28 protein-coding genes are annotated in these 21,690 nt (G+C 64.5%); 9 read left to right on the top strand and 19 right to left on the bottom strand.

What is annotated here, in order from left to right; genetic code table 11:
• Positions 1-10: 10 nt before the first annotated feature.
• From rpsD to infA, 5 genes are all read right to left on the bottom strand, one after another.
• Complete coding sequence (gene rpsD / locus GOACH_RS03285) at positions 11-616, bottom strand: 30S ribosomal protein S4 (RefSeq protein ID WP_005170499.1); 606 nt, start codon at positions 614-616, stop codon at positions 11-13.
• A gap of 24 nt (positions 617-640) precedes the next feature.
• Positions 641-1,048: a 30S ribosomal protein S11 gene (gene rpsK / locus GOACH_RS03280; RefSeq protein WP_005170497.1), complete on the bottom strand. Its 408-nt coding sequence runs from the start codon at positions 1,046-1,048 to the stop codon at positions 641-643.
• On the bottom strand, positions 1,048-1,416 hold the full coding sequence (gene rpsM, locus GOACH_RS03275) for a 30S ribosomal protein S13 (protein WP_005170495.1): 369 nt from the start codon (positions 1,414-1,416) through the stop codon (positions 1,048-1,050). The genes rpsK and rpsM overlap by 1 nt, the downstream gene beginning before the upstream one ends.
• Before the next feature lie 287 nt (positions 1,417-1,703).
• A complete protein-coding gene (gene rpmJ, locus GOACH_RS03270) occupies positions 1,704-1,817 on the bottom strand; it encodes a 50S ribosomal protein L36 (RefSeq protein ID WP_005207978.1) in 114 nt (37 codons plus the stop codon).
• Between the two features lie 89 nt (positions 1,818-1,906).
• A complete protein-coding gene (gene infA, locus GOACH_RS03265) occupies positions 1,907-2,128 on the bottom strand; it encodes a translation initiation factor IF-1 (RefSeq protein WP_005170487.1) in 222 nt (73 codons plus the stop codon).
• A 422-nt stretch (positions 2,129-2,550) separates the two neighbouring features.
• Between infA and GOACH_RS03260 the strand changes: the two genes are divergently transcribed.
• Both GOACH_RS03260 and GOACH_RS03255 read left to right on the top strand, forming a co-directional pair.
• A complete protein-coding gene (locus GOACH_RS03260; RefSeq protein WP_005170470.1) occupies positions 2,551-3,888 on the top strand; it encodes an inorganic phosphate transporter in 1,338 nt (445 codons plus the stop codon).
• Between the two features lie 121 nt (positions 3,889-4,009).
• A complete protein-coding gene (locus GOACH_RS03255) occupies positions 4,010-4,405 on the top strand; it encodes a phage holin family protein (protein ID WP_040517677.1) in 396 nt (131 codons plus the stop codon).
• Between the two features lie 55 nt (positions 4,406-4,460).
• Here the strand turns inward: GOACH_RS03255 and GOACH_RS03250 are convergent, their stop codons facing one another.
• Positions 4,461-5,318, bottom strand: a complete 858-nt coding sequence (locus tag GOACH_RS03250) for an LLM class F420-dependent oxidoreductase (RefSeq protein WP_040517675.1) — start codon at positions 5,316-5,318, stop codon at positions 4,461-4,463.
• 130 nt (positions 5,319-5,448) lie between these two features.
• On the opposite strand from GOACH_RS03250, the gene dtd reads away from it, so the two are divergent.
• The 6 genes from dtd (at position 5,449) to GOACH_RS03220 (ending at position 10,289) form a co-directional block, all read left to right on the top strand.
• Positions 5,449-5,898: a D-aminoacyl-tRNA deacylase gene (gene dtd, locus GOACH_RS03245; RefSeq protein WP_040517674.1), complete on the top strand. Its 450-nt coding sequence runs from the start codon at positions 5,449-5,451 to the stop codon at positions 5,896-5,898.
• Between the two features lie 26 nt (positions 5,899-5,924).
• A complete protein-coding gene (gene fdhD / locus GOACH_RS03240; RefSeq protein WP_005170460.1) occupies positions 5,925-6,821 on the top strand; it encodes a formate dehydrogenase accessory sulfurtransferase FdhD in 897 nt (298 codons plus the stop codon).
• Complete coding sequence (locus GOACH_RS03235; RefSeq protein ID WP_005170458.1) at positions 6,818-7,000, top strand: DUF1059 domain-containing protein; 183 nt, start codon at positions 6,818-6,820, stop codon at positions 6,998-7,000. The genes fdhD and GOACH_RS03235 overlap by 4 nt, the downstream gene beginning before the upstream one ends.
• Entirely contained in the window at positions 6,993-8,162 is a 1,170-nt protein-coding gene (locus GOACH_RS03230) for an EAL domain-containing protein (RefSeq protein WP_005170456.1), read from the top strand. The genes GOACH_RS03235 and GOACH_RS03230 overlap by 8 nt, the downstream gene beginning before the upstream one ends.
• A 73-nt stretch (positions 8,163-8,235) precedes the next feature.
• Positions 8,236-8,808 (top strand): TetR/AcrR family transcriptional regulator, encoded by a 573-nt coding sequence (locus GOACH_RS03225; protein ID WP_217999509.1) that lies wholly within the window; start codon positions 8,236-8,238, stop codon positions 8,806-8,808.
• Positions 8,805-10,289: an MFS transporter gene (locus GOACH_RS03220; RefSeq protein ID WP_005170451.1), complete on the top strand. Its 1,485-nt coding sequence runs from the start codon at positions 8,805-8,807 to the stop codon at positions 10,287-10,289. Before GOACH_RS03225 ends, GOACH_RS03220 begins: the two co-directional genes overlap by 4 nt.
• Here the strand turns inward: GOACH_RS03220 and GOACH_RS03215 are convergent.
• The 13 genes from GOACH_RS03215 to rpsH form a co-directional block, all read right to left on the bottom strand.
• Entirely contained in the window at positions 10,207-11,274 is a 1,068-nt protein-coding gene (locus GOACH_RS03215; RefSeq protein ID WP_005170449.1) for an ABC transporter ATP-binding protein, read from the bottom strand. The two genes, GOACH_RS03220 and GOACH_RS03215, sit on opposite strands and share 83 nt — an antisense overlap.
• Positions 11,275-11,314: 40 nt before the next feature.
• The gene (locus GOACH_RS03210) at positions 11,315-12,628 is read right to left on the bottom strand and encodes an ABC transporter substrate-binding protein (RefSeq protein WP_005170447.1); all 1,314 of its coding nucleotides are present in this window, start codon (positions 12,626-12,628) and stop codon (positions 11,315-11,317) included.
• 79 nt (positions 12,629-12,707) lie between these two features.
• Entirely contained in the window at positions 12,708-13,514 is an 807-nt protein-coding gene (locus GOACH_RS03205; RefSeq protein ID WP_157227523.1) for a carbohydrate ABC transporter permease, read from the bottom strand.
• A 107-nt stretch (positions 13,515-13,621) separates the two neighbouring features.
• Entirely contained in the window at positions 13,622-14,536 is a 915-nt protein-coding gene (locus tag GOACH_RS03200; protein WP_005170442.1) for a carbohydrate ABC transporter permease, read from the bottom strand.
• 228 nt (positions 14,537-14,764) lie between these two features.
• Positions 14,765-15,559: a type I methionyl aminopeptidase gene (gene map / locus GOACH_RS03195; protein ID WP_005170438.1), complete on the bottom strand. Its 795-nt coding sequence runs from the start codon at positions 15,557-15,559 to the stop codon at positions 14,765-14,767.
• A gap of 13 nt (positions 15,560-15,572) precedes the next feature.
• On the bottom strand, positions 15,573-16,127 hold the full coding sequence (locus tag GOACH_RS03190; protein ID WP_005170433.1) for an adenylate kinase: 555 nt from the start codon (positions 16,125-16,127) through the stop codon (positions 15,573-15,575).
• Positions 16,124-17,443, bottom strand: coding sequence for a preprotein translocase subunit SecY (gene secY, locus GOACH_RS03185; RefSeq protein WP_005170428.1), 1,320 nt, complete (start codon positions 17,441-17,443; stop codon positions 16,124-16,126). The genes GOACH_RS03190 and secY overlap by 4 nt, the downstream gene beginning before the upstream one ends.
• A 320-nt stretch (positions 17,444-17,763) precedes the next feature.
• Positions 17,764-18,204, bottom strand: a complete 441-nt coding sequence (gene rplO / locus GOACH_RS03180; RefSeq protein ID WP_005170425.1) for a 50S ribosomal protein L15 — start codon at positions 18,202-18,204, stop codon at positions 17,764-17,766.
• A 5-nt stretch (positions 18,205-18,209) separates the two neighbouring features.
• Positions 18,210-18,389, bottom strand: a complete 180-nt coding sequence (gene rpmD / locus GOACH_RS03175; RefSeq protein WP_005170421.1) for a 50S ribosomal protein L30 — start codon at positions 18,387-18,389, stop codon at positions 18,210-18,212.
• A 5-nt stretch (positions 18,390-18,394) separates the two neighbouring features.
• On the bottom strand, positions 18,395-19,036 hold the full coding sequence (rpsE, locus tag GOACH_RS03170; RefSeq protein ID WP_005170418.1) for a 30S ribosomal protein S5: 642 nt from the start codon (positions 19,034-19,036) through the stop codon (positions 18,395-18,397).
• A 46-nt stretch (positions 19,037-19,082) separates the two neighbouring features.
• Complete coding sequence (gene rplR / locus GOACH_RS03165; RefSeq protein WP_005170415.1) at positions 19,083-19,487, bottom strand: 50S ribosomal protein L18; 405 nt, start codon at positions 19,485-19,487, stop codon at positions 19,083-19,085.
• Positions 19,488-19,490: 3 nt separating this feature from the next.
• The gene (gene rplF, locus GOACH_RS03160; RefSeq protein ID WP_005170413.1) at positions 19,491-20,027 is read right to left on the bottom strand and encodes a 50S ribosomal protein L6; all 537 of its coding nucleotides are present in this window, start codon (positions 20,025-20,027) and stop codon (positions 19,491-19,493) included.
• 15 nt (positions 20,028-20,042) lie between these two features.
• The gene (gene rpsH, locus GOACH_RS03155; RefSeq protein WP_005170410.1) at positions 20,043-20,441 is read right to left on the bottom strand and encodes a 30S ribosomal protein S8; all 399 of its coding nucleotides are present in this window, start codon (positions 20,439-20,441) and stop codon (positions 20,043-20,045) included.
• Between the two features lie 420 nt (positions 20,442-20,861).
• Between rpsH and GOACH_RS03150 the strand changes: the two genes are divergently transcribed.
• A complete protein-coding gene (locus GOACH_RS03150; RefSeq protein ID WP_040517526.1) occupies positions 20,862-21,611 on the top strand; it encodes a DUF2127 domain-containing protein in 750 nt (249 codons plus the stop codon).
• Positions 21,612-21,690 lie beyond the last annotated feature (79 nt).

The raw sequence follows: 21,690 nt of genomic DNA, 5'->3' as shown, positions 1-21,690 counted from the left end.
CCCCCGTGCGCTACTTCGAGTAGAACTCGACGATGAGCTGTTCCTGGAGCGGAACCTCGATCTGTGCGCGCTCGGGCACGTTGTGCACGAGGATGCGCAGCGTCGAGGGAACCACCTGCAGCCAGCCCGGAACCGGACGATCGCCGACGAGCTCCTTGGCGATCTGGAAAGGGGTGGTTGCCAGCGACTTCGGACGGACGTCGATGATGTCGTACTGGCTGACGCGGTAGCTGGGGACGTCCACGCGGACACCGTTGACGGTGAAGTGGCCGTGGGTCACCAGCTGGCGTGCCTGACGACGGGTACGTGCCAGTCCGGCGCGGTACACGACGTTGTCGAGACGGGTCTCCAGGATGCGCAGCAGCTCGTCGCCGGTCTTGCCGTTACGACGGTTGGCTTCCTCGTAGTAGCGACGGAACTGCTTTTCCATCACTCCGTAGGTGAAGCGTGCCTTCTGCTTCTCCTGCAGCTGCTGCAGGTATTCGCTCTCCTTGATCCGCGAACGACCGTGCTGGCCGGGCGGGTAGGGGCGACGCTCGAACGCCTGGTCTCCTCCGATGAGGTCGACGCGCAGACGACGGGACTTCTTTGTTGCGGGGCCGGTATAACGAGCCATGTTCTTTCGTTCCTCCCTTTCCCGCTAGACCCGACGCCGCTTGGGCGGACGGCAACCGTTGTGCGGCTGCGGGGTGACATCGGAAATGGTGCCGACCTCGAGGCCGGCTGCCTGCAGCGACCGGATGGCGGTCTCGCGACCCGAACCCGGTCCCTTGACGAATACGTCGACCTTCTTGACGCCGTGCTCCTGAGCCTTGCGCGCAGCGTTCTCGGCCGCGAGCTGAGCCGCGAACGGGGTGCTCTTGCGCGAGCCCTTGAAACCGACGTGACCCGACGACGCCCAGCTGATGACTGCGCCATTGGGGTCGGTGATCGACACGATGGTGTTGTTGAACGTCGACTTGATGTGTGCGTTGCCGTGCGGGACGTTCTTCTTATCGCGACGGCGTGTGCCCTTCTTGGGGCCTGCGCTACGTGACTTCGGAGGCATTACTTCTTCTTCCCGGCGATGGTCTTCTTCGGGCCCTTACGAGTGCGGGCATTGGTCTTGGTGCGCTGTCCACGGACGGGCAGGCCACGACGGTGGCGCAGACCCTGGTAGCAGCCGATCTCGATCTTGCGACGGATATCGGCCTGCACCTCGCGGCGCAGGTCACCCTCGACCTTCACCGATGCTTCGATGTACTCACGCAGTTTTGCGACGTCTGCGTCGGTGAGGTCCTTCGCGCGCAGATCGGGGCTGAGCCCGGTGCCCGCGAGGATCTCCTTGGAGGTGGTACGACCAACTCCGTAGATGTAGGTCAGTGCGATCTCGAGCCGCTTCTCGCGGGGAAGATCGACACCAGCAACACGTGCCATGTGGCGGATTTCCTTTTCTTTTCAGAGGTCTTCTCCCAGTCCGTCCCCCACTCGTCTGTACTACTTGCTCTGAGGGGCTCCGGCCTCTGCACGATGTGAGTTGCACTCGCTTCGTGGTGTCTGCGGTGGTCCGCGAGACACAGTCCGGAGGTGGGCGGTGACGCGTCTGTCGCCGCTGGTGCTGGGAGGGCTTCACAAATTCTGCTCAGCTCTGGTGTACGTATTCAGTTGTGTGTGTCACCAAGCGATCTGGTGGGGTGCCCCGCGGTCTGCGACCTCGGGTGTGATCAGCCCTGGCGCTGCTTGTGGCGCAGGTTCTCGCAGATCACCATGACCCGACCGTTGCGGCGGATCACTTTGCACTTTTCACAGATCGGCTTGACGCTCGGCTGAACCTTCACGTCAATCTCTCCTGTTGTCGCCCGTGGGCATGACCAGATGGCCATACCGCACGAGTGGGTTGTCCCGGACCGGTACCGGCCGGGAAGTCTTACTTGTATCGGTAAACGATGCGTCCGCGCCCGAGGTCGTACGGCGAGAGTTCCACGACGACCCGGTCCTCGGGCAGGATGCGGATGTAGTGCTGCCGCATCTTGCCGCTGATGTGGGCGAGAACCTTGTGACCGTTCTCCAGCTCAATGCGAAACATCGCATTGGGCAGGGGTTCGATGACCCGTCCCTCGACCTCGATGGCCCCGTCTTTCTTCGCCATGTCCTCCGCGATCCTCGGCGGTGTCGCGATCCGTTCGCCTGGCCACAAGCCTGGTCGACGAACGATTCACACCACTGCCCGGTTGAATCAGTGTTTATCCGTTAGTGTGTTGGCACCCGTTCTGCGAGCGGGGCCTGGTCACGATGCCTCCGACTACGCCCGCCGTATCAACGGCACGCGCATGCCGGCACGACAAGCGCACCGACGTTCAATCCTACGCGAACTGCACGAACAGTCCAAACCCGTGCCGTCGCCCCTCTGAACCATCACTGCGCGAGTGGGCCTGCTCTGAGAATGACGGCCACGATACGGATCGGACAATCACCCCGCTCGGATGACCACGCGGTGAACTCTGCCCGAAGGCTTCGCCACCGGCCCGGATACCGGCGGCGGTGCGCCCGCCGGACGCTCACCCTGGATACGTGGACCTCACGACACTGTCGGTGATCGGCATCATCGCACTCGCGGCGCTGTTCGACTTCACCAATGGCTTCCACGACTCCGCGAACTCGATCGCGACCGTGGTCGCGACGCATGTACTGAAGCCCAAGGTCGCGGTCCTGTGGGCTGCAGGCTGGAACTTCCTGGCCTTCTTCTTGATCGGGACCGCCGTGGCCGACACGGTCGGCGAGACCGTCAAGTCGCAGTACTACAGCGTGGCCGTGGTCTTCGCCGCACTCCTGGCGGCCGTCATCTGGAACTTCTTCTCGTGGCACTTCGGCATCCCGACCTCCTCGTCGCACGCACTCATAGGTGGACTGGTCGGCGCGGCACTCGTCAAGGGCGGCATCGACGCGATCAAAGCCTCGAGCGTCGAGAAGACCGCTGCGTTCATCGTGATCTCGCCGGTGGCGGGCCTGCTACTCGGCGGCACTCTCATGCTGGTCCTGCGCGCCGTGCTCTTCCGCGCACCCGTGCTGCGTACCGAGAAGCTCTTCCGCTGGTTCCAACTCGCGTCGTCGGGGGCCATCTCCTTGGCCCACGGCGGCAACGACGCGCAGAAGACGATGGGGGTCGTCGCGGGTCTACTCGTCTCGACCGGTCACCTCACCCGGACCGGCTCGTCGCTACCGGTGCCCGACTGGGTGGCACTGGGCTGTTACCTGTTCATCGCTCTCGGCACACTGTCGGGCGGGTGGCGCATCGTCCGCACGATGGGGACCGGCATCACCAAGCTCCGGCCGGTGAGCGGCTTCTGTGCCGAGACCGGCGCGGCGATCGCACTGTTCGGTTCGACGGCTCTCGGCGCACCCGTCTCGACAACCCACACGGTTGCTGGTTCGGTCGCCGGGGTGGGCACCACCAACCGCAACAGCACCGTCGACTGGGCGGTGTTCCGCAAGATGGCGGTGGCATGGGTCGTCACGATGCCCGCGGCCGCGATCATCGCCGCCGCGGTCTACGGGCTGACCCAGCTCCCCGAGGTCGCGGCGTCGACGATCGTGCTCGGTGTGCTGATCGCAGCGCTGCTCGTTCTGCTGTGGAGGTCGTTGCGCTCCGCGCCGAAGGCTGCCGACGTCGAAGCAGATCTGGACAAGGAGGCCGAGGAGGAGTTCCCGATGCTCGCCGGAGCAGGCTCGATCATTCCCGGCGGCAGGCGCACACACCCGCACATCCACAAGCCTCGCCATGCCGATACGGAGGAGACCGACGAGCAGACGGCCGACGAGCCCGACGGAGGAGACACCGCGGAACAGCGGAAGCAACTCGCCCGGCTCGACAAGGTGACCGCTGACCAGGTTCCCGAGATGTCGTGGTGAACACGACGCACCGTCCCACGACGCCATCCGCACCCTGGTCAGAGCCCGGCGCGAGCAGATCGGCTGAGGTGATGACACCGATAATCACGCGTGAGCGAGCGGATTTGGCAAGATCTTGGACATGCGTGCATTTCTGCTCCAGTCGGCGCTCTCGGGTGTCGCGCTCTGGATCGCGACCCTGATCGTGCCCGGCCTGAGTTTCCAGTTCCCCGACGCCGCGTCGGGCTGGGAGAAGTTCGGGATCGTCGTTCTCGTCGCCCTGATCTTCGGTGTGGTGAACGCGTTCATCAAGCCGACCGTGCAGCTCTTCTCGATCCCGCTCTACATCCTCACCCTCGGGCTGATCCACATCGTGATCAACGCGTTCATGCTCGAGATCACCTCATGGATCACCCACAACACGACTCATTGGGGGCTTCAGGTCGACAGCTTCTTCTGGGCCGCGATCCTCGGCGCACTGGTGATCTCGATCGTCAGCTGGCTCATCTCGATGGTGATGAAGGAACCAGTGCGATAGGGACCTCAGCGATAGGAGCCGGCGCGGCAGAGGGACTGGACAATCTCCCCCGCTGTCACGCAGAGATGATCGCCGCGAGCTGCTCGACTGGCGTCTGCGACCCCAGTACCTGCACCGCAACGTGATTGGCGCCGGCGGCGAGATGCTCGTCGAGCCGCGCCTTCACCTGGGCGGCCGTCCCGTGCGCGACAAGTGCGTCGATCAGCGCGTCGCTGCCTCCGTCGGCGATGTCCTCGTCGGTGTAGCCGAGTCGCTTGAGATTGTTGGTGTAGTTGCGCAGATGCAGATAGGGCTGGTCGACGGGCGGGCGCCCGACGGCACGCGCCTCGTCGGCGTCCTCGGTGAGCACCACTTTGTGCTCGGGCGCGAGCAGGGCGTCGGGTCCCAGAATCTCCCTGGCCTGTGCGGTGTGCTCCGGCGTCGTCAGATAGGGGTGCGCACCGAGTGACCGCTCGGCCGACATGCGCAGCATGCGCGGTCCGAGCGCGGCGAGCAGACGGCGGTTCGGCGGAACCTGCTTTCCGTCGAGAGCATCGAGGTAGCGCCCCACCGCCTTGAACGGTGTCGTGTACTCCGACGTCGCCTCGGGATGTCCCGCGCCGATACCGAGGTAGAAACGTCCGGGAAAGTCACGCTCGAGTGCGTGGAATTCACCTGCGATCACATACGGCACCGAGTTCCAGATGTTCACGATGCCGGTGGCGACCGTGATGTGCTCAGTCGCCTCGAGAATCGTCCGGATGGGATGCAGGTTCTTGGGTGATCCGCCCAGCCAGATCGTCCCGTAGCCGAGTTCCTCGATCGCGCGGGCCTCGTCGGGCGAGAACTGTTTGAACCACCCCCACGCGCCGTACGTCCCGAATCGTGCGATGTGTTCGGCCTTCGACTGGAGTGCTGCAGAGGAAGCGGTCATGTTCACAGCGAACCTCATCCACGCGCACGGGTATTCCGTCGCATCGAGTTCGTCACCAGATCTTCACCTTGCGCATCGATCCGCACCCGCAACCGGGAGAACCTCGTTGTTGTCTGTGATGCTTGTCGGCATGCGTGCGGTGATCCAGCGAGCAACTCGGGCAGAGGTGACGGTCGACGGCGAGACGGTCGGCGAACTCGACATCGCACCCGGCGGCTTCGGTCTCGTCGCGCTCGTCGGGATCACCCATGACGACACTCCGGCCAACGCGGCGAAGCTCGCCGACAAGATCTGGCGTCTGCGCATTCTCGACGGCCCCGACGGTCGCGAGCACTCCGCCGCCGACCTCGACGCGCCGATCCTCGTGATCAGCCAGTTCACCCTCTACGCCAACACCGCCAAGGGGCGACGCCCCTCGTGGAATGCCGCGGCCCCCGGCCACCTCGCCGAGCCGCTGGTCGACGCCGTGGTCGCAGAACTACGCGGCGCCGGAGCGAGGGTCGCCACCGGCAGATTCGGTGCGCACATGGAGGTCTCCCTGGTCAACGACGGCCCGGTGACGCTCGTACTCGACGTCTGATCGTGCGCGCGGGTTAGCGTGGTTCCATGGGACGTATCACCGCTCGACGGCGGGTCATCCGGGTCCGTCGCGGTGCGCAGGTGGCACCACGCGTCGACGTGCTGGCCGTCGAGGAACCGCTGGAGATGCGCGTCAACGGCGCACGGCTCGCGGTCACGATGCGCACTCCGGGCCACGACGTCGAGCTCGCCACCGGTTTCCTGGTCTCCGAGGGCGTACTGGGGCGTGCAGAAGATCTGAGCACTGCGCGCTATTGCGCGGGAACCGACGCCGACGGCCGCAACACCTACAACGTTCTCGACCTCGCGCTCGCGCCACACGTCGCAGAACCCACACGGACGTCCCCACGTGACTTCACCATCTCGAGTGCGTGCGGTGTCTGCGGCAAGGACAGCATCGAATCGGTCACGACGCGTTCGCGTTTCACCGTTTCCGACGACCCACTGACCGTCGACGTCGATGCACTGCTCGATCTCCCCGCCCGCCTGCGCGAACACCAGAAGATCTTTGCCACGACCGGCGGACTACACGCTGCCGCATTGTTCGACGGCCGGACCGGCGAGTTGCGCGTCGTGCGCGAGGACGTCGGTCGCCACAATGCCGTCGACAAGGTCGTGGGGTGGGCGCTTGCCCGCGATCTGCTCCCGCTCCGGGGCCATATCCTGCAGGTGTCCGGGCGGGCCAGCTTCGAACTCGTCCAGAAGGCCGTCATGGCGGGTATCCCGATGCTCTCCGCGGTCTCTGCTCCGTCGTCGCTTGCCGCCGAACTCGCCGCCGACCACGGACTGACCCTCGCGGGCTTCGTCCGCGGCGAGTCGATGGTCCTCTACAGTCGCGCCGACCGTGTCGTCCCCGACGACGACGTGCAGTCGAATTCAGGAGTACGCACGTACACTGAAGAACAGTCGAGAGGAGCGCGATGAAGGAGTTCTGGTGCGGTGCGGTCATTCCCGACTGCGATGCGAGATTTCTCGCCGCGTCAGAGTCAGAGTTGCTCGACCAGGTCACGGCGCACGCCGCCTCCGAGCATGGAGTGAGTCCGGTTCCGCCTGAGACTGTCGCACGGGTCCGCGAACTGATCACCGACCGTTCGGGTGAGTGAGGGCGGGCGCACCGACTCGGATCGCGCGGACTCGGATCGCGCGGACGACGACTTCAGCGACGACGAGCTTGAGCGTGCGGTCGACGCGCTGATCGACTCGGCCACCGCGCCCGGAGCGGTGTTCCAGCCGATCGCACACCTTCCCGTGGTGCGTGTCGTCGGCTATGAAATGCTGAGTCGCTTCACCGATCAGCCGAGCGTAGGACCGGATCGCTGGTTCGCTGCGGCGGCCCGCATCGGACGCGAGGCCGACCTGAGCGCACTGGTGGTCGAAAAAGCCCTGTCGTCGCGCGCAGTTCTGCCGCGACACTGTTTTCTCTCGGTGAACGTCTCGCCCGATGCCTTGCTCTCCGACCGTGTGCGTTCGCTGCTTGAGTGCGGCTCCCTGACGCGCATGGTGTTCGAACTCACCGAGCATGCCGTCGTCGCCGACTACGACAGGGTCGCCGCGACGGTTGCGCACGTTCGAGAACTCGGCGGCTTCGTCGCTGTCGACGACGCGGGCGCAGGCTATGCGAGCCTGCATCACATACTCACTCTCCACCCCGATTTCGTGAAACTCGACGGGTCGCTCGTGACCGATCTTCACCGGGACGCCGCCAAAGCGGCGCTCGTCGAGATGTTCGGCGAGTTCTGCAGTCGTATCGACGCCTGGCTGATCGCCGAGGGCATCGAGTCGCCGCGAGACCTCCAGCGTCTTCAACAGCTCGGCGTGCCTCTCGGCCAGGGATACCTTCTCGGACGTCCCACCGAATCGATGGGTGGGATCGACCCCGAGGTCAGTTGCCGGACAGCCGAGGTACCGACCTCCGCTGACACGGTTGAGCGATTCGTCGAGGCCGGGCGGACAGCTCCGGTCGGCGCGTCCGACTCGGCGCTGAGCGTCGAGTTCGGAAGCGACCCCGAGCTCGCGGCGATCGTATTGCTCGACGCCCGCGCGAGCCCGACGCACCTCGCCATCCGACACGGCGATCATGGCGTGGCGCGTCACCCGGCGATGCGGGTGCACCGGTCGGCGGATCGCCGAGAAGTATTGCGCCGTGCCATGACCCGCCCGCCATCGACGCGCTTCGACCCGCTCGTGTGCTGGGACGAGACCGGGCGGTACACCGGCCTGGTACCGATCGATCGGCTCGTGTCGAGTCTCGCCACGGCCGACTGACGCTCTCCCGCGACGTGAAGTCGAGACTGCATGACCATTGAAGTAAGTAGTTAGTAACTAGTAACCTTCGGGTATGGCCTCACGTATGACAGCGGCCGACCGACGCGCGCAAGTACTCTCGGTCGCCGCGGAAGAGTTCGCCGCACACGGCTTGCACGGCGCCTCTACCGACATCATCGCGCGCAACGCGGGCATCACTGCGCCCTACATCTTCCGGATGTTCGGGACCAAGAAGGCTCTGTTCCTCGAACTGGTCGAGACGTCGTTCGATCGCGTCACCGATGCGATGCTCGACGCCGCGGCCGGGGAGACCGGGCTCGACGCGCTCGCCCGAATGGGACGTCAGTACTACGAACTTCTCACCGACACAACGAATCTCCTGCTCCAACTGCAGGGTTTCGCCGCCTCCGGCGACATCGAGGTACGCGATGCGGTCCGTGCGCGGTTCGCCCGCATGTGGGACTCGGTCGCCGACGCCACGGGACTCGACCCGGTCACGATCAAATCATTTCTCGCCTTCGGCATGCTGCTCAACGCGGGTGCCGCGCTCGACGTCGCTGCGCTCGACGAGCCCTGGGCCGACGGCGTACAGACGCTGATCAACCCCGGTCTGTTCGAACACATCACCACAGAGACCAACCGATGAGAGCCGTTGCAACCGGTTCACGCCTGACCGGACGACGTGCCACCGCACTGAGCGCGGCACTGGTGGGGGTCGGCTTGGTCGTCGCCGTCGTCGGCAGCCTGGGCGCACCGCTGATCACCCCGGTCGCGAGCGGACTTCACGTATCACTCGACGCCGCGCAGTGGACGCTCACCGTCACACTCTTCGCGGGTGCCGTAGCGGGCCCGGTGCTCGGTCGCCTCGGCGGTGGGCCGTGGCGTCGACGAGTGATCCTCACCTGCATGGTGATCGTCGTGGTGGGCGGCGTCCTCACGACGATCGCATCGTCGTTTCCGGTCCTGCTCATCGGCCGCGTCCTTCAAGGAGTCGGCCTCGGCGGTGTTCCGCTGCTGATGAGCGTGGCGCGTAGCCACCTCGCCGAACGTCGTGCGGCGTCGACGATCGCCGCGCTGTCGGTGGCCTCGACCGTCGGCATCGGAGTCGGCTACCCGCTGGTGGGCCTTCTCGACCAGGTCGCCGGACTGCGCGCAGCCTACGGCTGCGGACTCGCATTGTCGCTCGCAGCCCTGCTCGTCGCGTGGGTCATGCTTCCCGCCGAGCCACCCGGCCCCCGCCCCCGCATCGACTGGCCCGGAGGGCTGCTCCTCGCGGTGGCGACACTCGGACTGCTGCTCATCGTCGCCGAACCCGCAGTCTGGCACTCCCTGTGGACCTCTCTGACCGTGCCGATCGTGACCATCGCCGCATTCGGCTGCTGGGTGTGTGTCGAACTGCGTAGTGCAACTCCATTGGTCGACGTCCGGCTGCTGAGCCGACCAACGGTGTTTCGCGCCAACGCGGCCATGGCGGTGGCCGGCATCGGCCTCTATCTGTTGTTCAGCGTGCTCACCCGCTACCTACAGACGCCCGACGACGCCGCATACGGATTCGCGCTCCCCGGAGTCGCCGCGGGCGCGGCACTCATCCCGTTCTCCGTACTCGGTTTCGTCGCAGGCAAGGCTTCTCCCACCCTCATCACGCACCTCACGGTTCGGTGGGCATACCTCATCTCGAGCCTGATAGCGATGCTCGCCGCACTGGTCTTCGCCAGCGGCAACCACTCTCTGGCCCTTGTGCTGATCGCCATGGCGCTGCTCGGCTACGGAGTCGGAGGGATCTCCGCGGCCATGCCCGCGCTCGTCCTCGCAGGTGTCCCCGAGACCGAGACCGCCAGCGTGCTGACGATCAATCAGATCGTCCGCAGCGTCGGGTTCGCGATCGGAAGCGCTCTCGCCGGGTTGATTCTGGCTACCTCCACCCCAGCGGACGCCCTCCTGCCGGAACACCACGGCTACGTGATCGCGGCACTGTGGTCCCTGTTGCCACTCGGTCTCGGCGCGCTCGCCGCCGGGGTATCCCGACCTCGTCGCCGACCGCGGCTCAGAGACGATTCCCCGAGTCGGCGTCGAACCAGTGCAACTCGTCTGGATCCGGGATCAGGCCGATGGAGTCCCCGACCCTGAACTCATTGCGGTGATCTGCCCGTACGACTATCCGGCCGTCGCGGACCGCGACGTCGGCGCAGCAGTACACGAACTGCTCGGAGCCGAGCTCTTCGACGAGTTCGATCCGGGCTGTCAGCGCTCCGAGCGTTCCGGGGCCGGTGATCTGCCACGACTCGGCACGCAACCCGACGACGACCCGGGGCGGGGCCGATCGCGGAACAGCGATCTCGGCGTCGCCGAGATGTGCACGGCCGGCGTCGATATCGACGTCGATCAGGCACATCTGCGGCGATCCCATGAATCCGGCCACGAAGATGTTCGCCGGGTGCGCATAGATCTCTCGCGGACTCCCCACCTGTTGGAGGATGCCGCTGCGCATCACGGCAACCCGGTCGCCCATTGTCATCGCCTCGACCTGATCGTGCGTGACGTAGAGCGTCGTCGTACCGAGATCGCGTTGCAGTGCACCGATCTGGGCACGAGTACTCACCCGCAGCTTGGCATCGAGGTTCGACAACGGCTCATCCATGCAGAACACCTTGGGCCTGCGCACTATCGCACGCCCCATCGCCACCCGTTGGCGTTGACCGCCGGACAGTTTTGACGGCTTGCGGTCGAGAAGCTCGTCGAGTTCGAGCATCGCCGCGACCTCGGCGACCCGCAGCGCGGTGTCGGACTTGCTCATCCCCGCATTGCGAAGCGCGAAGCCCATGTTTTGAGCAACCGTCATGTTCGGGTAGAGGGCGTAGTTCTGGAAAACCATCGCCACGTCACGGGATTTCGGCTCGAGGCCGACAACGTCGCGCCCGTCGATGCTGATCGACCCCGACTCCACCGATTCGAGTCCCGCCAGCATGCGCAGCGTCGTCGACTTGCCGCACCCCGACGGCCCAACGAGCACCATGAACTCGCCGTCGGCGATGTCGAGATCGAGGTGATCGACCGCGGGCGACGCGTCGGCACTGAACCGACGTGTGGCGCCGTCGAAGGTCACTGCTGCCACCGCAACGCTCCGCTCCGTGCCGATCCTTTTGTGTCACTCATCATTTCGGCAGCTTCGGCTTGATCTGTGTGTCATAGATCTGCTGGATCTGCTTGTCCATGTCGGCCATCGTGGAGTTGACGTCTGCGTTCTGCAGACCGATCTTCTCGTAACCGGTACCGATGATCTTGTCGCCGCCGGGCACGAACACGCGCGCGTAGTTCTGCGGTTTGGTGTGCGACAACTGGTTGATCGCGGTGGTGAAGTTCGGGTTCTTGTCGAGGAAGGCCGACATCGACGGATCACTCAGCGCCGACTTACGCACCGGCATGTAGCCGACGTTCTGGGAGAAGTACGCGGTGTTGGCGGTGTCGGTGATGAAGTTGATGAACTTCAGTGCATTGACCTTGCGGGCCTCGGAGATCCGCGCGGGAATCGCCAGCCCTGCGCCGCCCGTCGGGCAGCCGACCGTGCCATTCGGCGCAGGCAGGAACGCCGTGCCGAAACCGAACTTCGCGTTCTTCGTGATTCCCGACAGGTCGCCGGTCGACGCGATGGTCGACGCGATGATCCCGGCGCTGAAATCGCCTGCGATGTCGTTGGAGATCTTCGCGTAGCGCTTCGTGTTGATGGACCGGCTCAGATAGTCGGCGGCCTCGACTGTCGCGGGATCGGTGAACTTCAGATCCCACTCGTCGGAGTAGGCGCCACCGAATGTCCAGGTGGGCCCCTGGAACGTCCAGCCGAGGTAATCGACAGCGTTCCCCCAGCCGTGCGCCTGCTTGCCACCACCGATCACGCTCTGGATGCGCGGGCCCCAGTCGTCGAACTCCTGCCAACTCTCCGGCCCGCGCGCAGGCAGGCCGGCCTGCTTCCAGACGTCGGCGTTGTAGTAGAACAGCGGCGTCGACCTCGCATACGGAAGCGCCCACGTCTTGTTGTTCCACTTGTAGTCGCCCACAAGCGAATCCACGTAGTCGGAGGTGTTCACGCCTGCCTTGCCGAACAGGTCGTCCAGCGGCGCGATCGCTCCGATCAGTGCGAAGTTGAACCACCAGACGTCGGACAAGATCATGATGTCGGGCAACGAGCCGCCCGACAGCGCCGCGTTGAACTTCTGCGCGGCCTCCTCGTAGTTCTTTCCGGCGTCGACCAACTGGACCTTGATATCCGGGTTGGCCTTCTCGAAGCGCGAGATCAACTCGCGCTCAACGTCTGCCGACTTGCCCGGATGGTTGGACCAGAAGGTCAGACTGTTCGCATCGCCCCCGTCTGACCCGTCGGAACCGCCCGATCCGGCGCACGCCGATACGGCGAGACCTGCAGCCAATGTGACTCCTGCCGCGAGAAAGCCGCGGCGAGACAACTCGGTCATACCTTCACTCCTGTTCCCCACTGTTGGTCGTTCTCATTTCACTGGCGGATGTTGTCGATGCCGTTGCCGACAGGGGCGGTCACCCCTTCACCGCCCCGGATGTCAGGCCCTTGATCATGTGTCGCTGCAGAGCCAGAAACACGATCAGCATCGGCAGCATCGCGAGCACCGTCGCGGCCATGACGGGACCCCAGTTGGTCAGGCCGTCGTTGTTCTGCAGTTGCGTCAGCCCGACGGGTAGCGTCGCCACCGAATAGTCGTCGGCCATCAGGAACGGCCAGAGGTATTCGTTCCACTCGTTGACCAGGGTGATGAGAGCGAACGCCACCATCGTCGGAATCGACATCGGCAGCACCACGCGCGTCAACAACCTGACGTGACCCGCCCCGTCCATGCGTGCGGCTTCGATGATCTCGGGCGGTATGGACAGAAAGTGGTTGCGCATCAAGAACGTTCCGAATGCCACACCAGCGAGCGGCAGAATGATGCCGGTGAAGGTGTTCCGCAATCCGATCTGTGCAATGAACGCATAGTTGGTGATGGAGGTGATCTGATTGGGGACCATGAGAGCGGCGATGATCACGACAAACACGACGTTCTTGAACGGAAAGCGAAGGAACACAAGGCCGTAGGCACTCAGAACTCCGAGTGTGAACTTCACGACGCCGAGGATCGAGGTCACGATCAGCGAGTTGCGGAGAAAGTCCCAGAAGGGCACCGACGTCGTCGCCTCGCGGTAGTTCTCCGGATGCCAGACCGACGGCCACCACACCGCGGGCTGCACGTAGATCTCGGAGCGATCCTTGAAGGACGCCAGGACGATCCACACGAGGGGCAGCGCAACCAGCACCACCACGACAACCATCGCGAGATAGCCTGCCACCATCCCCACGCGTCGCCTGCGTCGATTCGAGGCCAGCGCGCGATCGTCGTCGGTCCCCCTGGGATTCGACGACGCGCTCACCTGCTCGGGTGTACCCACCGCCAGCTCGCTCATGACTGCGTCCGATCCATCAGCCGAACCTGAACGACGGTGACGACGAGCAACACGACGAACATGATCGTCGCCACCGTTGCGCCGTACCCGGCACGGAAGTTCCGGAAAGTCTCCTCGTACACCTGGTAGACCATCGTCGTGGTCCCATTGCCGAGCGGGCCGCCGCGAGTCATCACGTTGATGATGTCGAAGACCTGCAGGGAGTTCAGCAGCACGGTGATCGAGAGAAAGAACGTCGTCGGTCGCAGTTGGGGCAGCAGGACACGGCGAAAGTGGGTGAGCCGACTCGCACCGTCGATCGCGGCAGCCTCGTCGAGATCGACCCGCTTCCCCTGTAGCGCAGCAAGATAGATCACGAACGCGTAGCCGAGGTTCTTCCACACGTACGTCACCGTGATCATGAACAGCGCCCAGTGCGGTTGCTGGTAGAAATCCGGTGCCGACCCGAGGTGCAGTCGGTGCATCAGGTCATTGATCAGACCGAAGTTCGGGTCGAACACGAACTGAAAAGCGATACCCACTGCTGCACCCGACAACACGAACGGCGCGAAGACGATGGAGCGCACCAGATTTCGACCACGCAGCGTGCGGTCGAGCAGCAGCGCCAAGGCCAACCCGAGCACCATGCTTCCCGCCACCGCCACGACGGTGAAGATCACCGTGTTGGCGACGATGGTCCAGGTGTCTGAACGGGAGAACCATTCGCGGTAGTTGGCAACTCCGACGAAGTCTGCGCCCGGCGACGAGATGTTCCAGTCGTAGAACGACATTCGGATGTTCTCGATGAGCGGTCGATAGGTGAAGACGCCGAGGAGCACCAAGTTCGGCGCCAGGAGGGCAACGAACAGCACATAGGTGCGCCACGACCGGGCGCGCGACGACGGAAGCACCCGCTCGTTGGCTGACGACACCCGGGCAGTATTCAGCCCGGATCTTACCGGCGGCGAACGAGATGGTTGATCAACGACGACCGGTAGGTGTCACGTCGACACCGTCAGGTGAATGGCGCATGAACACGCCCCGATCCGAACTCACTTGCGGTTGCCCACAGCTGCGGAAACCGCGCGGCTGGGCAACCGCAACTTCGGGAGAACTCCCCAGAGACCGAGAGAAAATGGGACGACAGGGCAACCAGACGATCACACAGGACGCTGGGTCAGGATCCGCGGGCCGTCCGCGGTGACGGCGACCGTGTGCTCCCAGTGCGCCGCCCGCGAGCCGTCGTCCGTGACGACGGTCCAACCGTCGTCGAGTTCCGTGGTGTCTGTGGTGCCCAGTGTCAGCATGGGCTCGATGGCCAGCGTCGAACCGATGACCAGCAGCGGGCCGTGGCCGGCTTCGCCCTCGTTGGGCAGAAAGGGATCGAGATGCATTTCGCGCCCGATTCCGTGTCCGCCATACCCGTCGACGATGCCGAAGCTATGGCCGAAAGTCTTCTCCGCGTGGCGGGTTCCGACTTCAATGGCGTGTGAGATATCGGTGAGGCGCGCGCCGTCGACCATGGCGGCAATGCCCGCCTCCATCGACAACCGCGTGGCATCGGACAGTTCTTGATCGGCCTGCGAGAGTTCACCGACACCGAACGTCCATGCGGAGTCGCCGTGCCAGCCGTCGAGGATCGCGCCACAATCAATCGACACGAGATCACCCTCGGCGAGGACAACGTCATCCGACGGGATGCCGTGCACCACAACGTCGTTGACCGAGCTACAGATCGAGCCAGGGAAGCCGTGATAGCCCTTGAACGACGGGACAGCACCCGCGTCACGGATCACCGACTCGGCCACCGTGTCGAGTTCGAGAGTGCTCACCCCGGCCTTCGCGGCCTCACGGACCGCGACAAGCGCCTGCCCCACGATGGCTCCTGCCGCTGCCATGGCATCGAGCTCACCGGGGCTACGGAACGGAACTCGCTTTGTCTTACGGAGCCTCATCGCCGATCAGCGCTCAGGAGACCTTGACACCCAGCGCGGTCAGCACACGCTGGTGGACTTCATCGACCTCTCCGACGGCGTCGACGGTCTTGACCTGATCGCCGTAGTACTCCAGCAGCGGAGCCGTTTCCTTCTCGTAGACAGCCATCCGGTTCCGGATCACGTCCTCGGTGTCGTCGGCACGACCGCGGGCGAGCATGCGCTCGACGACGACGTCCGGGTCGACCACGAAGGAGACCACGGCGTCGAGGCGGGTGTCGAGGTCGGCGAGGATCGAATTGAGCGCTTCCGCCTGCTCGATCGAGCGCGGGAATCCGTCGAGGATGAACCCCTTCGATGCGTCGGGCTCGTTCAGACGGGCGCGAACCATGTCGACGGTGATCTCCGGCGGCACCAAATCACCTGCGTCGAGGTACTTCTTGGCCTCGATGCCGATGGCAGTGCCCTGGGAGATGTTGGCACGGAACAGGTCACCGGTCGAGATGTGTGGGATGCCGAGCGTTTCCGACAACAGTTCCGCCTGGGTTCCCTTACCAGCGCCGGGGGGGCCGAGAAAGACAAGTCTCACTTCAAGAATCCTTCGTACTTACGTTGCATCAATTGACTATTGACCTGCTTGACCGTGTCCAGACCCACGCCGACCATGATCAACACGGCCGTGCCCCCAAATGGCAGGTTCTGAACTCCCCCGCTGTTACCGATCTCGAGGAAGAGGTTGGGCAGTACAGCGATGATACCCAGATAGATCGAGCCCGGGAGTGTGATGCGGCTCAGTACGTAGCCGAGGTAATCAGCCGTCGGCTGGCCGGGACGGATACCCGGGATGAACCCGCCGTACTTCTTCATGTCGTCGGCACGCTCTTCGGGATTGAAGGTGACGGCGACGTAGAAGTACGTGAAGAAGATGATCATCGCGAAGTAGACGAGGATGTACACCCAGCTACTCGGGTCGGCGAGATACCGCGAGACCCACGACTGCCAGCCCGATTCTGTGCCGTCGGAGCTCTTGGTGAGCTGCACGATCAGCTGGGGCAGATACAACAGCGACGATGCGAAGATCACCGGGATGACGCCTGCCTGGTTGACCTTCAGCGGCAGATAGGTCGACGATCCGCCGTACATCTTCCTGCCGACCATGCGCTTGGCGTACTGGACCGGTATTCGCCGCTGGCCCTGCTCGATGAAGACCACCCCCGCGATGATGATCAACGCAGCGAGACAGACCAGCCCGAAGACCAGGCCGCCACGGCTGGTGAGGATCGCCCGCCCCTCGGCCGGGATGCGCGCTGCGATACCAGAGAAGATCAGGAGGGACATGCCGTTGCCGATGCCGCGTTCGGTGATCAGTTCACCGAACCACATCACGAGGCAGGCACCGGCGGTCATGACGAGAACGATGATCGAGAGTCCGAAGATCGACTGGTCGGTGAGGACGTTGCCGCACTCCTGCGGAAGCAGGGTGCCGCGGTCGGCGAGCGCGACGATGCCCGTCGACTGGAGCAGTGCGAGCGCAACCGTGAGGTAGCGCGTGTATTGCGTCATCTTGGCCTGGCCGGACTGGCCTTCCTTGCGGAGCTGTTCGAACCGCGGGATGACCACCGTCAGCAGCTGCACGATGATGCTTGCGGTGATGTAGGGCATGATGCCGATCGCGAACACCGAGAGCTGCAGTAGCGCTCCACCGGAGAACAGGTTGATCAGCGAGTAGACCTGGTTGCCGCCACCGCTGTTGATCCGATCGATGCAGGCGTGCACGGTCTTGTAGTCGACGCCCGGCGACGGAACCGTCGCGCCCAGGCGATACAGCACGATGATGCCGATGACGAAGAGGATCTTCTTCCTCAGATCGGGCGTCCGAAAGGCCGCGACGAGGGGGGAAAGCACTAACTCCTCCTAGGAACGACCACGCTCGGGTTGTTCGGGAGTCCGGACGGACCCCACCCCCACGTGCTCGGCAATCGACGTTGATCGGTGGTTGCGGCTTCGATAGTTCCGGTTGCGCGGCAACGTCAGAAACTCTACCGGCTGCCACGACCGGCGCTTCTGCGGGACCGCACCACACCGACTTGTCGGGCCCGTCCGCCCTGCCACCGGCTCGTGCAGATAGATGCACGCAGACCGATGAGCCCGGCGAACCGTCCCGGCTGGCACCACAGCGGACGGCAGAAACGTGCTGCCGTCCGCTGTGGTCAGAACGAACTTCTCTACAGTTCGGTGGTGCTGCCGCCGGCAGCGGCGATCTTGTCCTTGGCCGATGCCGTGAACTTGTTCGCGGTGACGTTGACCGCGACGCTCAGCTCACCGTCGCCGAGGACCTTGACCAGCTGGTTCTTGCGGACCGCACCGGCAGCGACGAGCTCGTCGACGCCGATGGTGCCGCCCTGCGGGAACAGCTTGGCGATGTCGCCCACATTGACGACCTGGTACTCGACCCGGTTGGGGTTGGTGAAGCCCTTGAGCTTCGGGAGCCGCATGTGGATCGGCATCTGGCCGCCCTCGAAGGCGGCAGGCACGTTCTTGCGCGCCTTGGTGCCCTTGGTGCCGCGACCGGCGGTCTTACCCTTGGACCCCTCACCGCGACCCACGCGGGTCTTCTCGGTCTTCGCGCCCGGAGCGGGGCGAAGGTGATGGAGTTTGATGGTCATTGCTCTTAAACCTCTTCGACTGTCACGAGGTGTGCAACCACGTTGATCAAACCGCGGTTGATCGGGGTGTCCTCGCGGGTGACGGTCTGGCGGATTCCCTTGAGTCCAAGGGTCCGCAGGCTGTCACGCTGGTTCTTCTTGGTACCGATGGTGCCCTTGACCTGGGTGATCTTCAGTTCGGCCATGGCTATCAGACTCCCTGTCCCGCGCGCGCCCGGAGCATGCCGGCCGGCGCCACGTCTTCGATCGGCAGACCGCGACGTGCGGCGACCTCTTCAGGACGCTGCAGCATCTTCAGTGCGGCGACGGTCGCGTGGACCACGTTGATCGCATTGTCGGAGCCGAGGCTCTTCGCGAGCACGTCGTGGACGCCTGCGCACTCGAGCACGGCGCGCACCGCGCCACCGGCGATCACACCGGTACCGGGGCTTGCCGGGCGCAGCATCACGACGCCGGCTGCGGCCTCACCCTGAACCGGGTGGGTCACGGTGCCTGCGATCAGCGGAACGCGGAAGAAGTTCTTGCGAGCCTCTTCAACGCCCTTCTGGATCGCGGCAGGAACTTCCTTGGCCTTGCCGTAGCCGACACCGACCATGCCCTGGCCGTCGCCGACGACCACGAGAGCGGTGAAGGAGAACCGACGTCCGCCCTTGACCACCTTGGAGACACGGTTGATGGTGACGACGCGCTCGAGCTGGTTGCGCTCCTGGTCGCGATCGCGCCCGCGGTCGTTACGACGATCGCGGCCACCGCGGCGGTCGTTGCCGCCCTGGTTGTTGTTGTTGTCGTTTCCGGCGGGTCCGTTTCCGCCGTCACGCTGACGTCCGGGCATCAGAGGTTCCCTCCGGTCATGTTGGTCAAGCTGTTGTTGCTGGTCATCAGAACTGCAGGCCTCCCTCGCGGGCGGCGTCGGCAAGCGCGGCGATGCGGCCGTGGTAGTCCTTGCCGCCACGGTCGAACACGACGGCCTCGACACCGGCGGCCTTGGCGCGAGCGGCGATCAACTCGCCGACGCGACGAGCCTGCGCCGACTTGTCGCCGCCGGAAGCACGCACATCGGCTTCGATGGTCGACGCCGCTGCGAGGGTCTTGCCCGCCAGGTCGTCGATCAGCTGCACGTGGATGTGACGGCTGCTGCGCTTGACGGCCAGACGCGGACGCTCGGGCGTGCCGTTGACCTTCTTGCGGAGGCGGAAGTGGCGATTGCCGGTCGCGGTGCGACGACGGGTCGACACATCCTTGCCGAGGGGCTTGCGGACAGTCTTGGTTGCTGTATCACTCATGGCTTACTTACCCGTCTTTCCGACCTTGCGACGGATCTGCTCACCCTCGTAGCGAATGCCCTTGCCCTTGTAAGGGTCCGGACGACGCAGGCGGCGGATGTTCGCCGAGATCTGGCCGACTTGCTGCTTGTCGATACCCGACACCGAGAACTTGGTGGGCGACTCGACGGCAAAGGTGATGCCCTCGGGAGCCTCGATCGGCACGGGGTGGCTGTAACCGAGCGCGAACTCGAGGTCGCGACCCTTCGCGGCGACGCGGTAGCCGACACCGAAGATCTCCATCTTCGTGGTGTAGCCCTGCGTGACACCGGTGACCAGGTTGGCGACCAGCGAGCGATTCAGGCCGTGCAGTGCACGGTTACGACGCTCGTCGTTGGGGCGGGTCACCACGATGGTGTTGTCTTCCTGCGCCACCTCGATGGGGCTGGTGACAACGTGGCTCAGTTCGCCCTTGGGGCCCTTCACGGACACGGTCTGGCCGTCGATGGAGACGGTGACGCCCGCGGGGATCTCGATCGGGTTCTTACCGATACGCGACATTGTGCTTACCTCCCCTTACCAGACGTAGGCGAGGACTTCGCCGCCCACGCCCTGGTTGGCTGCCTGGCGATCGGTGAGCAGACCGGACGACGTGGAGATGATGGCCACGCCGAGGCCGCCCAGGACCTTGGGCAGGTTGGTGGACTTGGCATACACCCGAAGGCCCGGCTTCGACACGCGGCGCAGTCCTGCGATGGAGCGCTCGCGGCTCGGGCCGTACTTCAGGGAGACGACGAGGTTCTTGCCGACCTCCGCATCTTCGGTGCGGTAATCGGTGATGTAGCCCTCGCGCTTCAAGATCTCGGCGATGTTCACCTTGAGCTTCGACGACGGGAGGGTCACCTCGTCGTGGAACGCCGAGTTGGCGTTACGCAGACGTGTCAAGAAGTCTGCGATCGGGTCAGTCATGGTCATGGTTGACCGTCAACCTTTCTCGTAGCGGTTCCCATACAGCGCCTTTCGCGGGATTTCTCCCGTGACCTGCGGTGGGCCTTCCACGAAGTGGATAGTTGTTAAGGTTCTCGCCGCCGATGCCCTTGGTTTTTCGCCGGCACCGGCGACTATTCAGTTGTGGCCGTGAACCCCGCGTGTGCACGCATTCTTGCGACTGCGGGCACACCAAGGCGCACAGGCAACCGTTCTAGTGTAGAGAATCTGCTGGCCAGACCCAAATCGATGGCCGCACTGACTCGGTGACGGCCGCAACTCGATGGCCGTGGCGACTCGATGGCCATGGCAACTGCGCATCACCGCGCACGGTAGGCGGGGTCGGTCAAGCAGGTGAGATCGCCGCTGCGTCGTGACCCGTCTTCCGCCGAGGGCTACTCTGCTCCGGTGAACTGGGAACTGTTCTCCTGCGGCCTACGCGGTCACGAGACCTATCGCCCCGACGAGGCCGATCTCGCCGAGCACTTGCGCTCCGATACTGCCGTCGGCGAGGCATGGCGGTGTCTGCGCTGCGGCGATTACGCCGTGGGCTCCCCACGCGGCAGCGGCCCTGCGGGCGAAGCACCCGAGGTTCCGCGCGGCAGACTGCTGCGCGATCTGATCATCATGCGGTTGCTCGCGGTCGAGCGCCTGATCCGCGGCATCTTCCTGGTGATCGCAGGGGCGTTCGTGATCGAGTTGCGCAACAGCCAACAAACGCTGCACGAGAAGTTCGACGCCGAGATGCCCCTGCTCAAACCGATCGCCGACCAGATCGGGTGGAACATCGACGATTCGAAGGTCGTGCAGTGGATAGAGAAGGCCACGACGCTGTCCACGGCGACCATCGTGCTGGTCGGCTGCGCACTGCTGGCCTATGGGCTCAGTCAGTTCGTCGAGGCGTACGGGCTCTGGTTCGCCAAACGCTGGGGTGAGTACTTCGCAGTGATCGTCACGAGCATCTTCATCCCCCTCGAGGTCTACGAACTCGTCGAGAAGGCGACCGTGTTCAAGGCGCTGTTGCTCGCCGTGAACGTCGCCGCGGTCGTGTGGTTGATCTGGAGCAAGCGGTTGTTCGGAGTGAGGGGCGGCGAGGCCGCCTACCACGCCGAGCACAGCGCCGAGAGCCTGCTCACCGTCGAGCGGGCTGCGGGGTGACGGAAGCCGCACCGCGGCGGGGGCGCGGATTTCTTCGGTCAACGTCACGGGGTGCGGCAGGTCGACTCGAGACGGCACG

The organism is Gordonia aichiensis NBRC 108223, from assembly GCF_000332975.1.
GTDB lineage: Bacteria > Actinomycetota > Actinomycetes > Mycobacteriales > Mycobacteriaceae > Gordonia > Gordonia aichiensis.
The sequence above is the reverse complement of the archived record's forward strand: the minus strand, read 5'-3'. Positions and strand labels throughout refer to the sequence as shown.